At 40.2% G+C, this 22,058-nt stretch carries 23 protein-coding genes; 11 read left to right on the top strand and 12 right to left on the bottom strand.

Going from position 1 to position 22,058, the window contains the following annotated elements; translation table 11 throughout:
• Positions 1-1,371: a glutathione-disulfide reductase gene (gorA, locus tag AC30SH_RS07940; protein WP_489582342.1), complete on the top strand. Its 1,371-nt coding sequence runs from the start codon at positions 1-3 to the stop codon at positions 1,369-1,371.
• 120 nt (positions 1,372-1,491) lie between these two features.
• Here gorA and crp read toward each other — a convergent pair whose 3' ends face one another.
• The 5 genes from crp to coaBC all read right to left on the bottom strand — a co-directional run bounded on the left by crp (position 1,492) and on the right by coaBC (position 4,743).
• Complete coding sequence (gene crp / locus AC30SH_RS07935) at positions 1,492-2,139, bottom strand: cAMP-activated global transcriptional regulator CRP (protein WP_005715913.1); 648 nt, start codon at positions 2,137-2,139, stop codon at positions 1,492-1,494.
• Between the two features lie 38 nt (positions 2,140-2,177).
• Positions 2,178-2,396: a YheU family protein gene (locus AC30SH_RS07930; protein WP_308666161.1), complete on the bottom strand. Its 219-nt coding sequence runs from the start codon at positions 2,394-2,396 to the stop codon at positions 2,178-2,180.
• A 23-nt stretch (positions 2,397-2,419) separates the two neighbouring features.
• Complete coding sequence (slmA, locus tag AC30SH_RS07925; RefSeq protein WP_212510304.1) at positions 2,420-3,019, bottom strand: nucleoid occlusion factor SlmA; 600 nt, start codon at positions 3,017-3,019, stop codon at positions 2,420-2,422.
• Positions 3,019-3,474 carry a dUTP diphosphatase gene (gene dut / locus AC30SH_RS07920; RefSeq protein WP_048750057.1) on the bottom strand — a complete coding sequence of 152 codons (456 nt, stop codon included), beginning with the start codon at positions 3,472-3,474 and terminating at the stop codon, positions 3,019-3,021. Before dut ends, slmA begins: the two co-directional genes overlap by 1 nt.
• Positions 3,475-3,543: 69 nt before the next feature.
• Entirely contained in the window at positions 3,544-4,743 is a 1,200-nt protein-coding gene (gene coaBC / locus AC30SH_RS07915) for a bifunctional phosphopantothenoylcysteine decarboxylase/phosphopantothenate--cysteine ligase CoaBC (protein WP_314310942.1), read from the bottom strand.
• A 176-nt stretch (positions 4,744-4,919) separates the two neighbouring features.
• Between coaBC and radC the strand changes: the two genes are divergently transcribed.
• The 4 genes from radC to mutM all read left to right on the top strand — a co-directional run bounded on the left by radC (position 4,920) and on the right by mutM (position 7,091).
• Complete coding sequence (gene radC, locus AC30SH_RS07910; RefSeq protein WP_048750052.1) at positions 4,920-5,579, top strand: RadC family protein; 660 nt, start codon at positions 4,920-4,922, stop codon at positions 5,577-5,579.
• Positions 5,580-5,787: 208 nt separating this feature from the next.
• Positions 5,788-6,024, top strand: coding sequence for a 50S ribosomal protein L28 (rpmB, locus tag AC30SH_RS07905; RefSeq protein WP_005542826.1), 237 nt, complete (start codon positions 5,788-5,790; stop codon positions 6,022-6,024).
• 11 nt (positions 6,025-6,035) lie between these two features.
• Positions 6,036-6,206, top strand: coding sequence for a 50S ribosomal protein L33 (gene rpmG, locus AC30SH_RS07900; protein ID WP_005613503.1), 171 nt, complete (start codon positions 6,036-6,038; stop codon positions 6,204-6,206).
• A 69-nt stretch (positions 6,207-6,275) separates the two neighbouring features.
• Entirely contained in the window at positions 6,276-7,091 is an 816-nt protein-coding gene (gene mutM, locus AC30SH_RS07895) for a bifunctional DNA-formamidopyrimidine glycosylase/DNA-(apurinic or apyrimidinic site) lyase (RefSeq protein WP_212510306.1), read from the top strand.
• A gap of 3 nt (positions 7,092-7,094) precedes the next feature.
• Here mutM and AC30SH_RS07890 read toward each other — a convergent pair whose 3' ends face one another.
• The 3 genes from AC30SH_RS07890 to rpmE all read right to left on the bottom strand — a co-directional run bounded on the left by AC30SH_RS07890 (position 7,095) and on the right by rpmE (position 9,080).
• On the bottom strand, positions 7,095-8,123 hold the full coding sequence (locus AC30SH_RS07890; protein WP_212510307.1) for a glycosyltransferase family 9 protein: 1,029 nt from the start codon (positions 8,121-8,123) through the stop codon (positions 7,095-7,097).
• Positions 8,120-8,806, bottom strand: a complete 687-nt coding sequence (locus tag AC30SH_RS07885; protein ID WP_212510308.1) for a glycosyltransferase family 25 protein — start codon at positions 8,804-8,806, stop codon at positions 8,120-8,122. Before AC30SH_RS07885 ends, AC30SH_RS07890 begins: the two co-directional genes overlap by 4 nt.
• A gap of 61 nt (positions 8,807-8,867) precedes the next feature.
• The gene (rpmE, locus tag AC30SH_RS07880) at positions 8,868-9,080 is read right to left on the bottom strand and encodes a 50S ribosomal protein L31 (protein WP_006716752.1); all 213 of its coding nucleotides are present in this window, start codon (positions 9,078-9,080) and stop codon (positions 8,868-8,870) included.
• Positions 9,081-9,334: 254 nt separating this feature from the next.
• On the opposite strand from rpmE, the gene AC30SH_RS07875 reads away from it, so the two are divergent.
• Positions 9,335-10,183, top strand: a complete 849-nt coding sequence (locus tag AC30SH_RS07875) for a glycosyltransferase family 25 protein (protein WP_212510309.1) — start codon at positions 9,335-9,337, stop codon at positions 10,181-10,183.
• On the opposite strand, the gene AC30SH_RS07870 is transcribed toward AC30SH_RS07875, so the two are convergent.
• From AC30SH_RS07870 to AC30SH_RS07855, 4 genes are read right to left on the bottom strand one after another with little or no spacing between them, the layout of a single operon-like run.
• Positions 10,176-10,781 (bottom strand): CatB-related O-acetyltransferase, encoded by a 606-nt coding sequence (locus AC30SH_RS07870; protein ID WP_212510310.1) that lies wholly within the window; start codon positions 10,779-10,781, stop codon positions 10,176-10,178. The genes AC30SH_RS07875 and AC30SH_RS07870 overlap by 8 nt on opposite strands.
• A gap of 34 nt (positions 10,782-10,815) precedes the next feature.
• Positions 10,816-11,931: a non-hydrolyzing UDP-N-acetylglucosamine 2-epimerase gene (gene wecB / locus AC30SH_RS07865; RefSeq protein WP_212510311.1), complete on the bottom strand. Its 1,116-nt coding sequence runs from the start codon at positions 11,929-11,931 to the stop codon at positions 10,816-10,818.
• An 11-nt stretch (positions 11,932-11,942) separates the two neighbouring features.
• Positions 11,943-12,740, bottom strand: coding sequence for a glycosyltransferase family 32 protein (locus AC30SH_RS07860; RefSeq protein ID WP_212510312.1), 798 nt, complete (start codon positions 12,738-12,740; stop codon positions 11,943-11,945).
• Positions 12,737-13,600, bottom strand: a complete 864-nt coding sequence (locus tag AC30SH_RS07855) for a glycosyltransferase family 2 protein (RefSeq protein ID WP_212510313.1) — start codon at positions 13,598-13,600, stop codon at positions 12,737-12,739. The genes AC30SH_RS07860 and AC30SH_RS07855 overlap by 4 nt, the downstream gene beginning before the upstream one ends.
• A 147-nt stretch (positions 13,601-13,747) precedes the next feature.
• Here AC30SH_RS07855 and priA point away from each other — a divergent pair, with 147 nt between their 5' ends.
• The 5 genes from priA to acrB all read left to right on the top strand — a co-directional run bounded on the left by priA (position 13,748) and on the right by acrB (position 21,974).
• Positions 13,748-15,946, top strand: a complete 2,199-nt coding sequence (gene priA, locus AC30SH_RS07850) for a primosomal protein N' (protein WP_489582341.1) — start codon at positions 13,748-13,750, stop codon at positions 15,944-15,946.
• A gap of 106 nt (positions 15,947-16,052) precedes the next feature.
• Positions 16,053-16,874 carry a cell division protein FtsN gene (gene ftsN, locus AC30SH_RS07845; protein WP_212510315.1) on the top strand — a complete coding sequence of 274 codons (822 nt, stop codon included), beginning with the start codon at positions 16,053-16,055 and terminating at the stop codon, positions 16,872-16,874.
• A gap of 200 nt (positions 16,875-17,074) precedes the next feature.
• Positions 17,075-17,644, top strand: a complete 570-nt coding sequence (locus AC30SH_RS07840; RefSeq protein WP_212510316.1) for a TetR/AcrR family transcriptional regulator — start codon at positions 17,075-17,077, stop codon at positions 17,642-17,644.
• 27 nt (positions 17,645-17,671) lie between these two features.
• Complete coding sequence (acrA, locus tag AC30SH_RS07835) at positions 17,672-18,862, top strand: multidrug efflux RND transporter periplasmic adaptor subunit AcrA (protein ID WP_212510317.1); 1,191 nt, start codon at positions 17,672-17,674, stop codon at positions 18,860-18,862.
• 13 nt (positions 18,863-18,875) lie between these two features.
• Positions 18,876-21,974 (top strand): multidrug efflux RND transporter permease subunit AcrB, encoded by a 3,099-nt coding sequence (gene acrB, locus AC30SH_RS07830; protein ID WP_314310927.1) that lies wholly within the window; start codon positions 18,876-18,878, stop codon positions 21,972-21,974.
• The last annotated feature ends 84 nt before the right edge of the window (positions 21,975-22,058 follow it).

Raw genomic sequence — 22,058 nt, 5'->3', positions numbered from 1 at the left:
ATGACCAGACATTATGATTACATTGCCATCGGTGGTGGCAGCGGTGGAATTGCTTCCATCAACCGTGCAGCAAGTTATGGCAAAAAATGTGCCATTATTGAAGCAAAACATTTAGGTGGAACCTGTGTCAATGTGGGCTGCGTGCCGAAAAAAGTGATGTTCTACGGCGCACAAATTGCGGAAGCCATCCATCATTATGCACCGGATTACGGTTTTGATGTGGACGTCAAAAAATTTGATTTTGCTAAGTTGGTGGAAAGCCGTCAAGCCTATATTTCCCGCATTCATACTTCATACGATAACGTGTTGGCAAAAAATAACGTGGATGTGATTCGCGGTTTTGCCAAATTTGTCAATAAAAATACCCTTGAAGTGACTTTCGCCGATGGTTCCACCGAACAAGTGACAGCAGATCATATCTTGATTGCTACCGGCGGACGTCCAAGTATTCCGGCAATAAAAGGCGCGGAATACGGTATTGATTCTAATGGCGTTTTTGCGTTAACCGAGCTGCCTAAACGCACAGCTGTTGTTGGCGCAGGTTATATTGCCGTGGAGTTAGCCGGTGTCTTGAACAGCCTCGGTGTGGAAACCCATTTATTTGTGCGTAAACACGCGCCGTTGCGTAATTTTGATCCAATGATGGTGGAAACCTTAGTGGAATCCATGCAACAAGACGGCATTACGCTGCATACTCATGCCATTCCAAAAGAGGTGGTAAAAAATGCAGATGGTTCTGTGACCCTTAAATTAGAGGATGGTCGCGAGCAAACCGTGGATTGCTTGATTTGGGCCATTGGACGTGAGCCGACGACTGATAAAATTAATTTACAAGCTGCCGGCGTAGAAGCGAATGCGCGTGGCTTCATCAAGGTAGATAAATACCAAAACACCAATGTGCCGGGGATTTATGCGGTAGGCGATATTATTGAAGGCGGTATTGAACTCACACCGGTGGCGGTTGCAGCCGGACGTCGTTTATCCGAACGCCTGTTTAACAATAAACCGAACGAGCATTTAGACTATAATCTCGTGCCGTCCGTGGTGTTCAGTCATCCGCCAATTGGCACTGTCGGATTAACCGAACCACAAGCCATTGAACAATATGGTGCGGAAAATGTAAAAGTGTATAAATCTTCTTTTACTTCTATGTACACGGCTGTCACCCAGCATCGTCAACCTTGTCGCATGAAATTGGTATGCGTTGGTAAAGAGGAAAAAATTGTGGGCTTACACGGCATTGGTTTTGGCGTGGACGAAATGATCCAAGGTTTTGCTGTCGCTATTAAAATGGGCGCGACAAAAGCGGATTTTGACAACACAGTGGCTATTCACCCAACAGGCTCGGAAGAGTTTGTCACAATGCGTTAATTAACACTTATTAAATAAAAAAAGGTCTGAGTTTTCAGACCTTTTTTGTATTCTTTATTCTGTATGTTAGACGCAAACTTTAGCACTTTAACTAAAGTGCGATCTTATTTTATCGTGTTTTTAACGGGTTCCATAAACAACGATGGTCTTGCCATGGGCTGAAATGAGATGTTGATCTTCCAGCATTTTGAGAATGCGTCCAACGGTTTCACGGGAACAGCCTACCATTTGGCCGATTTCCTGACGCGTAATTTTAATTTGCATTCCGTCAGGATGTGTCATGGCTTCCGGCATTTTGGCTAAATTTAACAAGGTTTGAGCAATGCGCCCGGTAACATCCAAGAAAGCCAAGTTACTGACTTGGCGTGAGGTGTTTTGTAAACGACGTGCCAACTGTGCGGTAAGGAGCATCAGAATCTCAGGGTTAACTTGAATTAATTGGCGGAATTTACGGTAGGAAATTTCAGCAACTTCACAAGCTGCTTTGGCTTTTATCCAGGCGGAACGACGCTGATCTTCTTCAAATAAACCGGCTTCCCCGAAGAAATCGCCTTGGCTTAGATAAGTCAGGATCATTTCTTTGCCATCTTCATCTTTCACTAAAACGGAAACGGAACCTTGAATTAAATAGTATAAGGTTTCAGCCTTTTCACCGGCATTGATTAATGTGCTTTTAGATGGATATTTATGAATATGACAGTGAGATAAAAACCAATCAAGGGTTGGATCCGTTGATTGAGTTGTAACTTGTGCGTTTTGTTCCTGCACGTTGAAAACCTCCAGCTAACAATAAAAAACTAAAAAGTTTATTTAAAAAATTCCGTTTTATTTTTTATATCGATAGATTCATGTAACTCAGACCAAACGATCACCGCACTTCCTTGGCGGATTCTGTTCAGTAGCGCTTTCTTTTTTTGTTCGAAAGTCTGTTCATGTGAACCATAATCGGTTCCTTCACGTAAAATGACGCTTTCCACAATATTGATTAAAGTGTCTTCCGCCAGTTCTTGCCAAGGAATAATCACGACATATTACCTAAATAAATAAATTATGCAAATAAGCTTTCAATGAGCTGCCATTGCTGGCTAAACCCTTGATTTGGTGAGTGTCGGAAGTTGGAACGCACATAGCGCATAAACTGCCCTTCACAGAGGGTGACGAGGTGTGCGGCGATAATGCGTTCGTCCACGTTAAATCCGCGTCCTTCGCGCAATTTTCGCATTTGCAGAATATTCACAAACTGCAATTCCAGCCTGTCAAAAAAGGTGGCAACGCGGGCTTGTAGTTTGGCATCTTCAAACATCAGCGCATGGCCGGTTAACACACGGGTTAAACCGGGGTTTTTACGGGCAAAATCCAAGATCATCTGCAGGATGTCTTTTACCCGTTGCATGGTGTTGGTTTCATTTTTGATAGATTGTGAAATGCGATTAAGCAATGTGCTTTCGATATTCTCAATTAAGGCTTCAAAAATCTTGGTTTTGCTTGGGTAATAACGGTATAACGCCGCTTCTGACACGCCCACTTCTGCGGCTAAACGCGCCGTTGTCATACGCTCCATGCCGCGTTCGGAATGCAACATATGCGTGAGCACCGTCAACACTTGTTGGCGGCGTTCTTTAATACTGCGTTTATTGGTTTGTTCCATTAGTGTTTACCTGAATGGCCGAAACCGCCTTCGCCGCGTTCTGTGGCATGAAATTCGTTGACGATATTAAATTCCGCTTGCACAACGGGCACAAAGACTAATTGTGCGATGCGATCGCCTACTTCAATTTTGAACGGCTCACTGCCACGGTTCCACACGGAAACCATGAGCGGTCCTTGATAATCAGAATCAATTAAACCGACTAAATTGCCCAACACAATGCCGTGTTTATGGCCTAAACCGGAACGAGGTAAAATGACTGCGGCTAAATTGGGATCGGCAATATAAATAGAAAGTCCCGTTGGAATTAATTTGGTTTCACCCGGTTGAATTTCAATGCCATTGTCTATGAGTGCACGTAAATCCAATCCTGCGGATCCTTCGGTGGCATACGTTGGCAGAGGAAATTCGCTGCCAAGACGGCTATCTAAAATTTTAACGTCAATTTTTTTCATTGTGATCTTTTCCTTTAACGAAATCTTTTATGTTTTTGATAAAGTGCAGTTGGTTTTTGCTGTGTTTTTTTATTGACGGTAACGCGCCATGATTTCACTGACTAATGCTTCTGCCAATGTATTTTTATCCGCCTGCGGCAAGGCTTTCTCTCCGTTTTTCCAAAAGAGGTGTAGCGCATTGTGATCTTGTCCGAACACTTGCCCGCCGGAAACGTCATTGGCACAAATCATATCCAAATTCTTGCGCATCAATTTATCTTTCGCGTAATCGGCAACATTCTGCGTTTCAGCCGCAAACCCAATAGTGAAAGGGCGCTTTTCCGTAAGATGCGCCACATCCGCGATAATGTCCGGATTTTTAACGAGCCTTAACGTCATTTCTTCAGCCGATTTTTTGATTTTTTGATCAGCGATATCCGCAATACGGTAATCTGCCACCGCCGCACAACCAATAAAAATGTGATTTTTGACCGCACTTTCTAAGGCGGTTTTCCACATTTCTTGCGCGGAAGTGACATCAATACGATGAATATTGGGTGAGGCGGTGAGATTCACCGGGCCGGCAATTAACGTCACAGTTGCCCCACGTTTTGCAAAGGCTTCTGCAATGGCAAAGCCCATTTTGCCGGAACTGTGATTGGAAATGTAACGCACCGGATCGATGGCTTCACGCGTTGGGCCTGCCGTAATGGCAACATGGATGCTGAGTAAATCTTGCTGCACAGTAAAATGATGGCAAAGTGCGGTGAAAATTTCCGATGGTTCGGACATCCGCCCTGCGCCCACATCACCACAGGCTTGTTCGCCACTGTTCGGGCCGATAAGTTGTATGCCACGGCTTAAAAGTGCGGTCAGATTTTGCTGCGTTATGGCTTGGCGATACATTTGCTGATTCATCGCCGGCGCAAGAAAAATCGGTGCACTGGTGGCAAGGCAAATCGTGGACAGTAAATCGTTCGCCATACCGACAGTTAAGCGCGCAATAAAATCGGCACTGGCAGGTGCGATTAATACGACATCCGCCCATTTCGCCAATTCAATATGTCCCATTGCCAGTTCTGCTTGCGGATCCAATAACGATTGCGCCACAGCATTGCCGGAAATCGCTTGTAAGGTGAGTGGGGTCACAAATTCTGCGGCAGCAGGCGTGAGCACTACGCGAACCAGCGCATTGGCTTTGCGTAATAAACGAATTAATTCGATGGTTTTGTACGCGGCAATGCCGCCGGTAATACCCACAACAATGCGTTTATTTTCTAGATTAATCATGCTTGAATCCCATGAATTGACTGACTCGGAGATGAATTCGCTTATTCTACTTGAATTATGATTTAATCAAAAATCTTATTTTGCGATCGCAATCCCATCTTTTGAATGTACTTTTTGGATTTTACGACGCCCTGTGAATGAATAGCGAATCTGTTATTTTTTGCGAGGTTAAAGAAATGAATGAGGCCTTAATGCCAAGGGAAAAGCTCTTAAAATATGGAGTCGCCACACTGACAGATGCTGAACTTTTGGCCATTTTCTTGCGTACGGGGATTAAAGATTGTCCGGTGATGCAGCTATCGAAAAATGTGTTACAACATTTTGGGTCGTTGCGTGGGCTTATTAACGCCAATCAAAAGCAGTTTTGTGCCATGAAAGGCATTGGCATTACGCAGTTTATTCAATTGCAAGCTTGCACGGAAATGACCCGTCGTTATTTATTGGCGGAACTTAAAGAAGGGTATTGTTTTAGCTCGTCAGAGACAGTGAAAATGTACTTACAAACAGAGTTGGAAAATACAGAGCGAGAAATTTTTTTAGTGCTGTTCTTGGATAACCAGCATCGCTTGATTAAGCAGGAACGCTTGTTTCTTGGCACAATTAATAAAGCGATGGTTTATCCGCGCGAAGTGATCAAAGAGGCGTTGGCGTGCAATGCTGCGGCGATTATTTTGGCACATAATCATCCTTCCGGCGTAGCGGAACCAAGCTTTTCCGACCGACAAATTACGGAGACTATCAAACAGGTGGCGGAGTTGGTGGAAATTCGAGTGCTGGATCATTTTGTGATTGGCAAAGGCGATTATTTTTCCTTTGCGGAACAAAATCTTCTCTAAAACTGACCGCACTTTTGGATAAATTTTAGTTTTAATGTCAGCAAATTCAGGATTTAGGCTTGAGAATGCAATATAAAGTGAGTATAATGCACGACCTTTAATATAGTATGCGGGTCGGGTTATACGACCTGACGAGGTCATTCAAAAGTTATTTTTGAAGTATTCCGAACCGTAAGCTCGAGCTTAAATTTCATTATTGGAGATTAATATGTCTAGAGTCTGTCAAGTAACAGGCAAGCGTCCGGCAGTGGGTAACAACCGCTCTCACGCAATGAACGCGACTCGTCGTCGTTTTCTTCCTAACCTTCACACTCACCGTTTTTGGGTTGAAAGTGAAAACCGTTTCGTAACATTACGCTTAACTGCAAAAGGTATGCGTATTATTGATAAAAAAGGCATTGATGCAGTTTTAGCTGAAATCCGTGCTCGTGGCGAGAAAATCTAAGGAGCTAACAAATGGCAGCAAAAGGTGCTCGTGAGAAAATCCGTTTAGTTTCTACCGCAGAAACCGGTCATTTCTACACAACTGACAAAAACAAACGTAATATGCCTGAAAAAATGGAAATCAAAAAATTTGATCCAGTTGTGCGTAAACACGTTATTTATAAAGAAGCAAAAATCAAATAATTTTGCACGAATTGAAAAACCCGACATTGTTCGGGTTTTTTTATATCCAGTGGCTATCGGAGAAAGAGAATGCCTGAACTACCTGAAGTCGAAACCGCACTACGTGGCGTAAGCCCTTATCTAAAAGATTACACGATTGAAAAAATCGAGGTACGTCAGCCGAAACTCCGCTGGGCAGTATCACCGGAATTAGCGACATTGCATCAAGTAAAAATTCTAGAGCTGAGCCGCCGTGCTAAATACCTTATCATTCATACCGAAAAAGGCTATATCATCGGACACCTAGGGATGTCAGGAACCGTAAGAATCGTACCGCATGACAGCCCGATTGATAAACACGATCATTTGGATATTGTGATGAATAACGGCAGATTATTACGCTATAACGATCCGCGACGTTTTGGGGCTTGGTTGTGGACGGAAAAATTAGATGAGTTTCATTTATTTTTGAAACTGGGGCCGGAACCGCTATCAGAGGAATTTAACGCCGACTATCTTTTCAAAAAATCTCGCAAAAAAACGACCGCACTTAAAACCTTTTTAATGGATAATGCTGTGGTGGTGGGCGTTGGTAATATTTACGCCAACGAAAGTTTATTTTTATGTGGTCTGCATCCTATGAAACTTGCCGCCAATCTGACGCGTAAGCAATGTGAACGCTTGGTAGATACCATCAAATCCGTGTTAGCCAAAGCCATTGAACAAGGCGGAACGACACTCAAAGATTTCTTACAACCTGATGGCAGACCGGGTTATTTCGCCCAAGAATTGTTGGTTTACGGGAATAAAGGCAAACCTTGTTCAACGTGCGGTACAAAAATTGAAAGTTTAATCATCGGACAACGAAACAGCTTTTATTGCCCGATGTGTCAGAAGAAAGGATAGGTATTATCTGATAACTTCCAATACGTCCTCTGGAGATATCTCATTAACATTCTCAACAAAGTTAATAATGTGAGTTTTGTTTTTACAGTTCGGATTCCAGTGGGCAAAATTCTCTTTATCAGCTAATTTATAGAAAGCAATGATTTGTTTATTTAAGCCTGAGGCAATATGAACAATAGAAGTATCAGGTGAAATAACCAGACTAGAATGATGAAGTAATGCTATGGTATCAAAAATATTTTCGGTTTTTTCATAAACAAATGCGTTAGCGTATTTTTCTGAAATGCTTTTTAATAAAGGTGTGACTTCAGGATAAGTTAACAGCAAAACTCTTTTATTCTCTGATTGAAGTTTTTCAATAAATAAACAAATATTTTGTTCTTTGAATTTTCTAGAACTAGCGGCACCAAAGAAATTGATAGTAATACAGTTAGCAAGATGATTTTCTTTAATAAAATGTGCGATATCTTCTTTTTTATCACTGTGATTTGGAATGTCATAACTAATATCAATATTCTCTATACCACACAATTTTATTGCTTCTGCGTACACTTCAGAAAAATGTAATTGCTCCTGATTAATACTGAAGTTAAATAGTTTGTAATTTTGTTTTTTATAACCAATATAATTTTTAGCATTGATTAATCTTAACAAAAGTAAATCACGGTTTCTTATTAATAATGTTGGATCGATAACAACATCATAGCTTTCTTTTGCAAGAGATAAACCACATTTTATATAGTCAAAAATATTACGTTTCTTCACAAAGTAAAGTTGGTCAATATGAGGATTTTGTTTGAATAAATAGGCGCCTTTTGTCGTACAAACTACGCCAATCTTAATCTCAGGATTGAATTTCTTAATTTCTCTGAAAACGAAAGAACTCACGATATAATCGCCAATCTTCCCATCTTGTCGTAAGAAAAGAATTTTCTTAGGTGAAAGTGCGGTAGCGTTTTTAGGTGTTTTTTTATCTAAGATAAGTTTCCCTATTGATAGACGTATAGTCTGAAGAATTAGTTTAATGTTCATTTGTTATGTCTATCTTCAATTTGATCAATTTCCGAATCTGCATCAAGACCTCTGAAAACGCATGGAGGCTCAACTCCATAAGCATTTACTTTGGTTTTTTGTATTAACCCGGTTAGATAATCCGCCGGCATTCTTATTGGATAAGCATACTTTAATAATTTTTGAGCGCCGGAAAGTGTTATTAAATAGGCGGTTGCGTATATTATGCATCGTTTCGAGTTTTTTGAAGGGCTACGGTAATGGGCTAATCGATATCCTTCAATTAATTTCTTTTTAAAAGGATATGATTTGACTTTGCCATGATCTAAGAAAATCAATTCATAGCTATGATGAATTTTACCAAGCATATCTTCTATGATTTCCTTAAAGAATTGAGAAATAATTGCATCATCTTCAAGGATGATAGCGGATGGTATATTATTTTCTACCATATGCTCATAAACCTTGATATGGCTAGTTGCACATCCGATTTCTCCAAGGGTCAGTGGAAGAGAGTTATATGTTTTATAAAAATGGTAATCTACTTGAGCAAGCGCTTCTTTACTTAACTCTTTTCCATAAACCGCATCAAAAAATTCAAATTGCAGTCCAAGTCCTTTTAGGCGTTTTGTGATAAATTCCCGGCGGGAAGAGTTTTTCAAACTAATAACAAAAATTGGGGGAAGATTGTAAGCATTACTCATAAACATATCACCTTGAACTACATAGAAATAACCCCCGCAATTGCGAGGGCTAAGATTCAGATTACTTCGTACCTGGAATTTTGAAACGGCTGTTAAAGCGTTCAACGCGACCGCCGGTATCAACAACACGTTGTTTACCTGTGTAGAATGGGTGGCATTTACCGCACACATCAAGGTTGATGTCTTTACCTAAGGTAGAACGAGTTTTGATCACGTTACCGCAAGAGCAAGTTGCAGTAATTTCTTTATATTCAGGATGAATACCTTGTTTCATAGAAAACCTCAAATTTGAAGCCATGCCGCTATCAAGCCAATCGCAAAAGCAATCCCTGACACCGCATGAGATTAATATTACGCCATTATAAATGGCACGCTTGTGTGTAAGGGTGCAAATTTTACAGAAAAAATTAGCATAGTTCAAGCTGTGAGCCGATCTGCCACTTTGATTTTTTGTGCATATTAAGATTCATTTCATTGCCTCAAAATAGTAAGATAATCGGTAACTTAAGGCTAACTTCATATCTCCGTATGCATTTCATTGAAAATAAAAACTTTGTTATCAGCATTTCCACTGCGGATAAACGTCGAAATCACATCATCCAACAATTCGGTCAACAGAACATCCCATTTGAATTTTTTGATGCGTTTACACCTTCTGAGCGTCTCACTGATCATTTACTGCGTTATCTTCCCAATGTTGCAGCCACTCCTAAGTTAACCATGGGAGAGAAGGGCTGTTTGATGAGTCATTTCATGTTGTGGAAAAAGTGTGTTGATGATGATTTAGATTTCATCACGCTTTTTGAGGACGATATTTTGCTTGGTGAGAATGCAGAACGGTTTCTTGCAGAAGATGAGTGGTTAAAAGTGCGGTTCAATTTTCAAGAGATTTTTGTCTTGCGTTTAGAAACCTTTTTGATGCCTGTTAAGCTTGAAAAACAGGAAAAGATATTGCCTTACCATCAAAGAGAAATTGATATTTTAAAATCTAAACACTTTGGCACGGCAGGCTATATTATTTCTAATGCTGCTGCGAGATACTTTATTCATGTATTTGAAAAACTTACTGTAGAAGAAGTTAAGGCGATTGATGAAATCATGTTCAATGAATGGATAAATATTGATCTTTATCAGGTGTATCAACTTAACCCTGCAATTTGTGTACAAGAATTGCAATTGAATCAGGAAAGTAGCACATTGACGAGTGGGCTCCAGCAAGATCGAAAGAAGAATACAGCAATACAACTAAAAAAAACACTAAGACAGCGTTTAGATCGAATAAAAGATAATACTATACGGGCACTCAATAAAGAAAAATGGAAAGAACAACAACGCCTTAAAGAGAATTTGGGAAAGGATGTTGTACCATTTATTTGATATCAATTCCTTGTTTAATTCTTTTTATTTGTTCAATAGCAGTGTAAATATTATCAAAATCTACATTTTGTAAATCTTGATAACCTAATTCCCACCATTTTAATTTTAGTAGTTTGCTAATAATATCTTGCTCAAAACGATATTTAATAACTTTTGCAGGAGCACCAACTGCTATTGCATATGGTGGAATGTCTTTTGTAACAACACTTCCTGCTCCAATTATTGCGCCGTCACCAATAGTTAAGCCACTTAAAATTATAACATCTGCCCCTAGCCAAACATCATTGCCAATATGAGTTCTTTTAGGTAGAAAGTTTGTATAAGAGTCAGCATATTGGAATGGATGTGTTGATAGCCAGTTTATAGGATGATTATCTAAACCAATTTTAACTCCTGTAGCAATTGAACAATAACGTCCAATTTTGGTGTTTTTAAACATACCTTTATGTAGGTAAGAATAATCTCCAATTTCACAATCATCAGTTATAATGAGATCATCTTCTATAAAAAATTGAACTTGATTTCCTTTTTTTACATCTTTAAATTTTTCTTTTTTATTATGTTTTAGTATTTTATAGAACCATTCTTTTAATTTCATATTGCCCACTATTAAAGTATAACTTATTTGTATATTAATTTCTTTGTAATATAGATATTATCTGCATTGCCGCAGAACCATCTCCATATGGGTTGTGTGCTTGAGACATTTTATTGTATTCAAGTTCATTAGTGAGTAATAAATTAACTTGTTCAATTATCATATTTTTAGATGTTCCAACTAATTTTACAGTTCCTGATTTTATAGCTTCAGGTCTTTCAGTTGTTTCTCTCATTACTAATACAGGTTTTCCTAGAGATGGTGCTTCTTCTTGGATTCCTCCTGAGTCAGTGAGAATTAAATATGAAGAATTCATTAAATAGATAAAAGATAAATAGTCTAATGGTTCAATTAAATGAATATTAGATTTGTTGCTTAATAACCGGTTAACAGGCTCTTTGACATTAGGGTTTAGATGTACTGGATATACAAATTGAACTTCTGGATGAAGCAATGATAATTCCGAAATCGCTCGGCATATGTTTTCAAAACCCTCTCCAAAATTTTCTCTTCGATGACCTGTAATTAGAATAATTCTATCTGAGTTTAGGAAGTCGAATTGACTTTTTAATTTATTCAATAGTGTAATATTTTTATTTATTTTATTGCGAGCTGTAAATAAAGCATCAATTACAGTATTTCCTGTAATATAAATATTTTTATCAGGTATGTTTTCTTTTAATAAGTTATCTTTTGATGTTTGTGTTGGGGTAAAATGGTATTTTGTGATTGCAGCTATTAATTTTCGATTGCCTTCTTCTGGGTAAGGAGAATAAATATTATTAGTTCTTAGGCCAGCTTCAATATGAGCTATATCTATTCTGTTATAATAAGCTGCTAGACTAGTTGCAAAGCTTGTTGTTGTATCGCCATGAACAAAAATCAAGGTTGGTTTATATTCCTCTATAATTGGTTGTATTTTTTGTAAGATACTAGAGGTAATAGTAGATAATGTTTGTTGATTACTCATAATGTCTAGATCGTAATCAGGCTTAATTTCAAATATTTCTAGGACTTGATCTAACATTTTTCTATGTTGCCCAGTGACACAAACTCTGAAGTTTAGATTATTATATTTCATCTGTTTTATAAGAGGTGCCATTTTAATAGCTTCAGGTCGAGTTCCAAATACAATAAGATATCTCTTCATAATAATATTCTCTAGTCCTTTATTTTTATTAATACATAACTTTTTAGATTGGATACTCTTATTGAAAAGAGTATTTTTTCATTTTGTGTTATTGGTAGATCTCCTATTCCTTTTTTCTTGAATCTAGAAATTATAAATCTATTAAATAGATTGAATTTATCTTTTCTTTCATGAGAAGGCTTCCATGAGCCATTAAAATGGTGAATGGAAAAATTATCAAAGTTATCTCTAGGAGTACAGAAATAATAATATGGGTATATTATAGATTTCTCATTTATCTTGGTTGTGCTTTCACCATTATAAGGTTCTTTGATGTCAAATTTATTTTTAAAATACTCACTTATTCTAAATGTGTTTGGTGTTAGATCTAATCCCGCTTTTGTTTCAAAGTGAATATTGCTATATTCATCTAACAAATCCTTAATGATGTCATTGTGTTTTTGGGCGGCCATTAATGCAGTAATAGGGAAGAATCTTTTGTTTTCACCATATACTTCATATCCGCTAAAAAAATCTAAATGAAGAAATTGATCTATTTTTTGTGTTATTTCAACATCTGAATCAAGGTATATTCCACCTTCATGATATAACGCATATAATCTTAGGTAATCAGAAACAAAAGCCCATTTTTTATTCTTGTAAGCTTCACTTACATAGTCATTTTTTATGTTTTGTAAAGAGTTATTATTCCATTCTATTATTTCATAATCAGGTAAAATAATTTTCCAAGAATTTATACAATCAATAACAAGTTGAGGTTTTTCTTTTGTTCCTACCCAAACATAATGTATTTTTTTAGGTATTGTCATTTTTTATCCTTTATATTTAATATATTTCTATTATATATTTCCCATTTTTTTATAGATAAAATAGTCTTGATGTTTTTTCTTAACTTTCTACTGAGTAATGTCTTCAGCCAGAAATTAATTTCTTTTTTAATTAGATATCTAATATGTGGTTTTATATTATCAGGAGATGATATATAAATTCTTTTAAAGCTTTCTAATATTGATGTTATTTGATTTATTATAGGGGTGTTAGATGTTGCTGAACCAGCTCTTCCTTGTAGATAGGTGAATAGGTGTCCGTTAAAGTAGTTGGCATTTGCTACATATAGGACTTTTATAATGAATTCAGTGTCTTCGCAATTCTTTACATGAGGAGTAAATAATATCTGATTTTTAATCAGAATATCTTTTTTTATAAGCATGGAGCATATGTGTAATGGGTGTTCTTGATTGGAGATAGAGTTTAAGTAAGGTATTAATATATTTCCGGTTTCCTTTAGTATTTTACTTTTATTAGTATTATCTTCTTTTTTATATGTAAATCCTGAGTAAGCTATATCATAATTATATATTTTGTATATTAACTCAGAGCAGAAATTGGAAGTGTAAAGGTCATCTGCATCTAAGAAGGCTATATACTGCCCTTGAGCTAAGTTTATTCCATTATTCCGAGCTACTGAAACACCTTGGTTTATTTGGTAAATATATTTTATTCTTTTGTCAATGTTACAATAATAATTACATATTTCTTTAGTATTATCTGTTGAGCCATCGTCAATAATTAATAATTCCCAATTATTATACGTTTGTCTAATTACTGACATTATTGACCTATCGAGATAATCAGCACAATTATATGTTGGTAGAATGATGGAGATCATTATAAGTAATACCCTAGATAAAGTTAGATTTGTTGGGCGATTTTACCTAAAACAGTTAAATCTTCAAGATGTGAAAGCCCCTAAATAGACAATAATCCCCCAAAATGCTATATTCCGAGCCCATTTTAGTTCACTTAATTTCCATTCATGCCATTTGCCCGAATCGCACTTCCGGTGCCGCTACATCGCTATTTTGACTATGTCCTCCCTGCGTCGATGAAGGTTGTCGTTGGGGCGCGGGTGCTTGTGCCGTTTGGGACGCAGAAGCTGGTTGGCGTCGTGGTTGACGTGGTGGAACAGACGGATGTGCCTGAAGAACAGTTGAAGCCTGTGCTAGCCTGTCTTGATGATACTTCTCTGTTTTCTCCGGAAAGTTGGCAGTTCTTAAGTTGGGCGGCAAATTATTATCATGCGCCTTTGGGAGAAGTGTTGTCGCAAGCATTGCCGGTGAAGTTGCGCCAAGGTGAAAGTGCGGTGGAAAAACAAAAAGTTTTTTGGAAACCGACCGCACTTGGCGATCAAGCGTTGGCGCAAGGCTTACTAAAACGCTCGAAAAAACAACTTGAAGCATTGCAGGCGGCAAAGGAGGGGATGGAAAAAGGCAACAATCCCTTTGGCAGTGGCATTTGGTCGGTGTTGAAAGCCAAAGAATACATTACTGAAGTTTCCCAAGAATCGGAAATTCAAACCTGGCAACAGCAATTAGTTGGCGAGACAATCGTCAATAAAGCAGATCGATTAACACTTAACAAACAACAAGCGTTGGTGTTTAGCCAATTGAAATTTACTCAAGGCTTTACGGCTTGGCTGTTGGACGGCGTGACAGGTTCCGGCAAAACAGAAATCTATCTGCAATTTATTGAAGAGATTTTAAATCAAGGCAAACAAGTGTTGGTCTTGGTGCCGGAAATTGGGTTGACGCCACAAACGGTAAGTCGTTTCCAAGCCCGTTTTAACGTGGCGATTGATGTGTTGCATTCCAATTTAAATGACACGCAACGATTACACGTGTGGCAACGTGCGCGCAGTGGGCAAAGTGCGGTCATTATTGGTACGCGATCTGCGCTGTTTACACAATTTGCCGATTTAGGCGCGATTATTATCGATGAAGAACATGACGCGTCTTTTAAGCAGCAAGACGGTTGGCGTTATCATGCTCGCGATTTGGCGGTGGTGTATGCAAAACAACTGAATATTCCCGTTTTAATGGGGTCGGCAACGCCCAGTTTGGAAAGTTTGAATAACGTGCAACAGGGAAAATATCAGCGCTTGTGCCTATCAGAAAAAGCCAATCAGTCCACCGCACTTCAGCAACACATCATTGATTTAAAACATCAGTCAATGCGCAATGGTTTATCTGAAATCCTGATAAAACGTATGCAGGCGCATTTAGAAAAAGGCAATCAAGTCTTGTTATTTCTGAATCGACGCGGTTTTGCACCGGTGTTGCTGTGCCATGAATGCGGCTGGATGGCGGAATGTCGCCATTGCGATAAACCTTATACCTATCACCAACAACACAATGTGTTGCGTTGTCATCATTGCAGTGCACAAAAGCCGATTCCGCGCCAATGCGGAAATTGTGGTTCCACCCAATTAATCACTACGGGCTTAGGTACGGAACAGCTAGAAGATTCCTTAAAAGCAATTTTCCCAAATTACGGCATTGCCCGAATTGACCGTGACACGACGGCGCGCAAAGGTAAGTTAGAAGGTTATTTAGAAGATATTCAACAGGGTAAAAGCCAAATTCTTATCGGGACACAAATGTTGGCGAAAGGACACCATTTCCCTAATGTCACCTTAGTCGCGTTGGTAAATGTGGATAGTGCGTTATTTTCATTGGATTTCCGTGCGGAAGAACGGCTGGCTCAACTTTATATGCAGGTGGCAGGCCGTGCGGGGCGTGGCACCCAACAAGGTGAAGTGCTTTTACAAACCCATTACCCGGAACATCCTTTGTTACAAAGTCTGTTGCAACAAGGTTACAACCAATTTGCCCTCAATGCCCTCGCCTTGCGTAAAGCGATGGGGTTACCACCTTTCAGTTCGCAAGCCTTGTTCAAAGCGCAAAGCCGCCATAGCGAAGACGCAGAGCATTTGTTGGCGCAGTTTGCGGCATATTTACAGCAGGTGAAACGAGATATTGCCCCAGAATTACAAATATTAGGTCCAATGCCCGCGCCATTCAGCAAAAAAGCAGGGCAATATCGTTGGCAGTTATTATTGCAGCATCCTTCTCGTGCAACTTTGCATCAGGTCTTGACGGCATTTGGACGCGACCAAGGCGATCAAGCAACAAAAGTGCGGTGGATTTTAGATGTGGATCCGTTGGATTTAAGCTAGTTTCGGCTTTTTTGTAGTCAATAAAGTAATTTTTCAGTAGAATTAGCAGAATTTTTTATTGTCATATAGTTATTGATTATTTTAGTTAGATTAAACAGGTTTTATCGTGGCTCAACGTGATTACGCCGCCCGTAGCGGCGCAAAGAAAAAGAAGAAGCAGCGCAAAAGTAATAAGTCGATGTTGTTAATGCTTGCAATCATGATTGTGGCGGCATTTGCATTTGGATTGTATTTGTTGAAGGAAAAAGCGCCGGAAAATGTAGTACAACCGCAAGAAACTGTCGAAAAAACACAGCCGAAAAGTGTTTTACCGAATCGCCCGGAAGAAGTGTGGAGTTATATCAAAGCATTGGAAACACGCACGGTACCGATTGATGATAATCCAAAATCGTTGGATAAAAATATGCGTTTAACAGAAGAACAACGCAAGATTTTAGCTGCGATGGAAGAAGAGCAAAAACAAGCTGAATTGGCAAAAACGAAAGCGGCAGAAACCCAACAAACTGCACAAGTAGCTACGCAACAATCGGTTCAATCGGCTACTACACAAGCAACACAACAGCCTCAAGTACAATCGAAGCCGCAACCTCAGGTTGTAGAAGCGAAGAAGGCTACAATGCCAAAAGAAGAGAAAAAAGCTGAGCAAACAGTGAAGGCTGAACCTCAGAAAAAAACGGAGCCAGCGCAACAAACACCGACAAGTAATAGTGGTGAGCGAAAATATGGCTTACAGTGTGGCGCTTTTAAAAATAAAGCACAGGCAGAAGGTTTACAGGCGCGTTTAAGCTTGCTCGGATTGCCGGCGAGAGTGAAAGAAAGTGCGGATTGGAACCGTGTTGTGGTTGGTCCGGCAGGGGATCGCAACGCCGCAGTGAAGATGCAGGAAAAAGCTAAGAGCGTAATTAACTGTGTTGTGATTGCCATGTAATGAATGAAATAACAAAAAAGTGCGGTGATTTTTCACCGCACTTTTTTTATTTTTAACTTGCCAAAAAACAAAAAATCAATAAAATGAACGAACGTTCATTCAGTGGTAATGTATTTACTGTATGTAACCTACCCCATGTGCGAGGTGAAAATATTTTTCACCGCACTTCTTAACGATTTACTCAATGTTTACGAATGACTATGAATCAATCTGAAATGGATATGATTGAGCGGATTTTTTCTGCAACGGACAACTTGATGGCGGTGGAAGGCTTGCCGAATTTGTCGATGCATAAAATCGCAAAGGCTGCAAAAATTTCGCCGGGGACCATTTATATTTATTTTAAAAATAAAGAAGAATTGTTGGCCCAATTCGCTCGTCATATTTTCCTCTCATTTCAACGTGCGATGGAAAAAGATCACGATGAAACGCAATCTTTTGCCGAGCAGTATCGGAAAATGTGGTGGAATATTTGGACGTTTTTGCAAAGTGATCCGACGATCATGAGTAATATGCACCAATATGAATCTTTACCGGGATTTACTGATATTTGTCGGGAATGGGAGCAAGATAGCCTGTGGCATCACTTTTGTAACAAGGCAAAAGAGGCGGGCGAAGTGGCAGATTTGCCAACCCATATTTTATTTGCCATCTCGTTGGAAAGCGCGATTAATATCGCCTTCAAATGCCAACATTTTATCAAAGAAGTTTCAACAGAAATGCTGGAGTCTGTGATTGAACGGGCTTGGCGGGCTGTTAAAAATCAATAATCACTCAAGAGATATTACGGAGTTTGTATGACCGAAACCATCAAACCAAAGCGCTTGCACGTTTTCTTGTTAAAACTGACGCTTGGAATATTTGTTTTAATTTTCATCGCAATGATTGTGATGAATCAGATGAAAGCGAAAGGCATTGCGGATTTCTTGGCTAATCAAGGAGAAAGAGCTGTTCCGGTGACGGCAATGACCGTTTCTGCTCAGCAATGGACGCCGGTGATTGAGACCACCGGGTTGGTTCGTCCAAATCAAGGGGCGATGTTGAGTGCGCAAAGTGCGGGGACGATTTCAAAAGTGTTAGTCACTAACGGACAAAGCGTGAAAAAAGGCGATTTGTTGGTGGAATTAGACAGCTCCGTGGAGCGAGCAAGCTTACAAGCGGCTGAAGCACAAGTGATTTCATTACGTCAAACGTATCAACGCTATGCGAATTTGGCGAAAAGTGGTGGCATTTCTCAGCAAGAATTAGACAATGCCAAAGCGGCGTATGATGCGCAAGTGGCGAATGTGGAATCCTTAAAAGCCACAATTGCGCGCCGTCAGATTGTTGCACCTTTTGATGGCAAAGCGGGTATCGTGAAAGTTAATGTGGGACAGTATGTATCGAACGGCACAGAAATCGTGCGTGTGGAAGATCGTAGTTCTATGAAAGTAGATTTTGCGATTGCACAGAATTTATTGGAAAAATTGCATATCGGTCAAAAAGTCACCGCGACAGCAGATGCCCGTTTAGGCGAAACCTTCTCGGCAACGATCTCTGCGATTGAACCGGCGATTAATTCTTCCACCGGGTTAATTGACGTGCAAGCCACGTTTGATCCGGAAGATGGCGAAAAACTGTTATCCGGTATGTTCACCCGTTTAAACGTGGCATTGGCAACGGAGTATGACCAAATTGTCGTGCCACAAGTCGCCGTGAGCTACAACATGTATGGCGAATCGCTTTATATTTTGACCGCACTTTCTGATGAGGAAAAAGAGAAATTTGCTAGCCAAGGCGATGTGAACAAAATGTATCGTGCGAAGCAAATCACGGTGTTTACCAAAGATCGCCAAGGTATCTATGCTCAGCTAAAAGGTGATGAAGTGAAAATCGGCGATAAAATCGTGACCGGTGGTCAGCAAAATTTAAGTAACGGTGCGTTAGTGCTTGTGGCGGATAAAGAAGGCGTAGGCACCACACAACCTGCATCGAAAACCAATCTTTAATTAGGAAATACGAATGAAATTTACCGATATATTTATTCGTCGCCCGGTGCTTGCGGTTTCGATTAGTCTGTTAATCATTATTTTGGGATTACAGGCGATTTCCAAACTGGCGGTGCGTGAATATCCTAAAATGACAACTACGGTGATCACCGTGACAACGGCATATCCCGGCGCAGATGCGAACTTGATTCAGGCGTTTGTGACCTCGAAAATTGAAGAAGCGGTCGCGCAGGCGGATAACGTGGACTATATGTCTTCTTCCAGTAGACCGAGCAGTTCTTCGATCACGGTGAAAATGAAATTAAATACTGACCCGAATGCGGCGCTTGCCGATGTGTTGGCGAAGGTGAATTCCGTGCGTTCAGAATTGCCAAGTGGGATTGAAGATCCGACGGTGACTTCTTCGACCGGTGGTTCGGGCATTATGTATATTAGTTTCCGTTCCAATAAGTTAGATGCAAGCCAGGTGACGGACTATATTCAACGTGTGGTAAAACCGCAGTTCTTTACCGTGGAAGGGGTGGCAAGCGTCGATATTTTCGGTGCATCCGAATATGCTCTGCGCATTTGGTTGGATCCACAAAAAATGGCAGCACAAAACCTTTCTGCCACGCAAGTGATGTCTGCCTTATCGGCAAACAACGTGCAAACGGCAGCGGGTAACGACAACGGTTTTTACGTGGTGTACAAAAACAAAGTGGATACCACCACAAAATCCGTTGATGAGTTAAGCAAACTGATTGTGTATTCCAATGGCGATAAACTTGTCCGTTTACGCGATATTGCAGATATTGAATTGAATAAATCCAGCGATAATGCCCGTGCGGTGGCAAACGGTTCTGATTCGGTGGTGTTGGCAGTGAATCCGACGTCTTCGGCAAACCCGTTAACGGTGGCGGAAAAAATCCTGCCGTTGTATCAAAGCATTAAAAATAATTTGCCGGATGCCATTCAAACAGACATTTTATATGACCGCACTGTTGCCATTAACAACTCCATTGAAGAAGTGGTAAAAACCATCATTGAAGCAACGCTTATCGTATTGGTGGTGATCACCATGTTTATTGGTTCCTTCCGTGCGATTTTGATTCCGGTCATTACCATTCCGATTTCCCTTATTGGGGTGATCATGATGCTGCAAACCTTGGATTTCTCCATCAACCTGATGACATTGCTGGCTTTAATTTTAGCGATCGGTTTGGTGGTGGATGATGCCATTGTGGTGCTAGAAAACGTTGACCGCCATATTAAGCTCGGTGAAACGCCATTCCGCGCGGCAATTATCGGTACGCGCGAAATTGCAGTGCCGGTCATTTCCATGACGATTGCGTTGATTGCAGTATATTCCCCGATGGCGTTAATGGGGGGAATTACCGGTACGTTATTTAAAGAATTTGCGCTAACGCTCGCCGGTGCGGTATTTATTTCCGGTATCGTGGCGTTGACGCTTTCTCCGATGATGACCAGTAAATTACTTAAAGATCATTCAGTACCAAGCAAATTGGAAGAGCGTGTTAACCGCACTTTAACCAAAATTAATAACGCTTACGCTTATGTCTTGGATTTGGTGATGGCAAATCGTAAATGCATGGTGTTTTTCGCTGCCATTATTTTTGCGACCTTGCCGATTATGTTCAAATCCCTTTCCAGTGAATTGACCCCGACGGAAGATAAAGGCGCATTCTTGGCGATTGGTTCTGCGCCGTCTAACGTGAACGTAGATTATGTACAAGCGGCCATGGCACCGTATCAAAAAATCTTAACAGATACGGAAGAAGTACAATTTGCGATGACCATTTCAGGGGTGCCAAGCACTAACCAGTCCTTAAACGTAGTGACGTTAAAAGACTGGAAAGATCGTTCCAGAAGTCAGGCACAGGTTTTGGCAGAATTGAACACCAAAGCCAAAGGTATTCCTGAAGTGTCTGTCAGTGGTTTTGCCTTCCCTGAAATTGAAACCGGGGAGCAAGGGCCACCAATCGGCTTTGTGATCAGTACTTCTCAAGACTATGCAGATTTGGCGAATGTGGCAGGCAAATTCTTAGAAGCGATGCAGAAATCCGGTAAGTTCGTTTACTCAAGCTTAGACTTGAAATTCGACACGGCACAAATGCACATCAAAATTGATCGTGAAAAAGCCGGCACTTACGGCATTACGATGAAACAAATCAGTGCAACGTTAGGCAGCTTCTTATCTGCCGCTACCGTTGAACGTGTGGATATTGATGGTCGTGCTTATAAGATTATTTCCCAAGTAAAACGTGATAATCGCTTATCCCCGCAAAGCTGGAATAATTATTATGTTTCAGCTGCAAATGGCGAATCAGTTCCATTAAGCAGTTTGATCAGCGTGTCATTAGAACCGCAACCAAGCTCTTTGCCGCGTTTCAGCCAGCTGAACTCAGCGGTGATCAGCGCGGTGCCGATGCCGGGTTCTTCCATTGGAGATGCGATTCAATGGCTTGAAGACAGTTCAAAAGAATTGTTACCACAAGGCTACAACTATGACTTCAAAGGCGAAGCCCGTCAGTTGGTACAAGAAGGTAATGCCTTAGCGGTGACTTTCGTGTTGGCAGTCATTATTATTTTCTTGGTGTTGGCGATTCAGTTTGAGTCCATTCGTGACCCAATGGTGATCATGATTTCTGTACCGTTGGCGATCAGTGGGGCATTGCTTGCTTTGAACTTCTTTGGCTTCATTGGCACGGCAGGAGCAACGCTGAATATTTACTCTCAAGTCGGCTTAATTACGCTGGTCGGTTTGATCACCAAGCACGGTATTTTGATGTGCGAAGTGGCAAAAGAAGAACAGTTGAACCACGGACGTTCCCGTATTGATGCGATTACGCATGCGGCAAAAGTCCGTTTACGTCCAATTCTGATGACCACTGCGGCGATGATTGCCGGCTTGGTTCCATTGCTTTATGCGACCGGTGCCGGTGCAGTCTCCCGTTTCAGTATGGGGATTGTGATCGTTTCAGGCTTGGCGGTTGGTACGTTGTTTACCCTGTTCGTGTTGCCGGTGATTTATTCTTACGTGGCAAGTGAACACAAACCGCTTCCGGAATTTGATGAAAATATCAAACCGATTGAAGGTGAGATTAATCACTAATTCATATCATCTGTAAAACAAACCGCACTGTTGAGCAATCAAAGTGCGGTTTCTTTTTGCGTTAAATCTTGCATGCGTTATATT

This window comes from Aggregatibacter sp. HK296 (genome assembly GCF_980469475.1).
Note: the sequence above shows the minus strand (reverse complement) of the source record. Positions and strands in the feature narration are given on the sequence as shown.

Coding starts and splice junctions, on each gene's coding strand:
- gorA (WP_489582342.1), top strand. CDS start 1: ATGACCAGACATTATGATTACATTGCCATCGGTGGTGGCAGCGGTGGA.
- slmA (WP_212510304.1), bottom strand. CDS start 3,019: ATGGAACAAACCAATAAACGCAGTATTAAAGAACGCCGCCAACAAGTG.
- dut (WP_048750057.1), bottom strand. CDS start 3,474: ATGAAAAAAATTGACGTTAAAATTTTAGATAGCCGTCTTGGCAGCGAA.
- coaBC (WP_314310942.1), bottom strand. CDS start 4,743: ATGATTAATCTAGAAAATAAACGCATTGTTGTGGGTATTACCGGCGGC.
- radC (WP_048750052.1), top strand. CDS start 4,920: ATGAATGAGGCCTTAATGCCAAGGGAAAAGCTCTTAAAATATGGAGTC.
- rpmB (WP_005542826.1), top strand. CDS start 5,788: ATGTCTAGAGTCTGTCAAGTAACAGGCAAGCGTCCGGCAGTGGGTAAC.
- rpmG (WP_005613503.1), top strand. CDS start 6,036: ATGGCAGCAAAAGGTGCTCGTGAGAAAATCCGTTTAGTTTCTACCGCA.
- mutM (WP_212510306.1), top strand. CDS start 6,276: ATGCCTGAACTACCTGAAGTCGAAACCGCACTACGTGGCGTAAGCCCT.
- AC30SH_RS07890 (WP_212510307.1), bottom strand. CDS start 8,123: ATGAACATTAAACTAATTCTTCAGACTATACGTCTATCAATAGGGAAA.
- AC30SH_RS07885 (WP_212510308.1), bottom strand. CDS start 8,806: ATGAGTAATGCTTACAATCTTCCCCCAATTTTTGTTATTAGTTTGAAA.
- rpmE (WP_006716752.1), bottom strand. CDS start 9,080: ATGAAACAAGGTATTCATCCTGAATATAAAGAAATTACTGCAACTTGC.
- AC30SH_RS07875 (WP_212510309.1), top strand. CDS start 9,335: ATGCATTTCATTGAAAATAAAAACTTTGTTATCAGCATTTCCACTGCG.
- AC30SH_RS07870 (WP_212510310.1), bottom strand. CDS start 10,781: ATGAAATTAAAAGAATGGTTCTATAAAATACTAAAACATAATAAAAAA.
- wecB (WP_212510311.1), bottom strand. CDS start 11,931: ATGAAGAGATATCTTATTGTATTTGGAACTCGACCTGAAGCTATTAAA.
- AC30SH_RS07860 (WP_212510312.1), bottom strand. CDS start 12,740: ATGACAATACCTAAAAAAATACATTATGTTTGGGTAGGAACAAAAGAA.
- AC30SH_RS07855 (WP_212510313.1), bottom strand. CDS start 13,600: ATGATCTCCATCATTCTACCAACATATAATTGTGCTGATTATCTCGAT.
- priA (WP_489582341.1), top strand. CDS start 13,748: ATGCCATTTGCCCGAATCGCACTTCCGGTGCCGCTACATCGCTATTTT.
- AC30SH_RS07840 (WP_212510316.1), top strand. CDS start 17,075: ATGAATCAATCTGAAATGGATATGATTGAGCGGATTTTTTCTGCAACG.
- acrA (WP_212510317.1), top strand. CDS start 17,672: ATGACCGAAACCATCAAACCAAAGCGCTTGCACGTTTTCTTGTTAAAA.
- acrB (WP_314310927.1), top strand. CDS start 18,876: ATGAAATTTACCGATATATTTATTCGTCGCCCGGTGCTTGCGGTTTCG.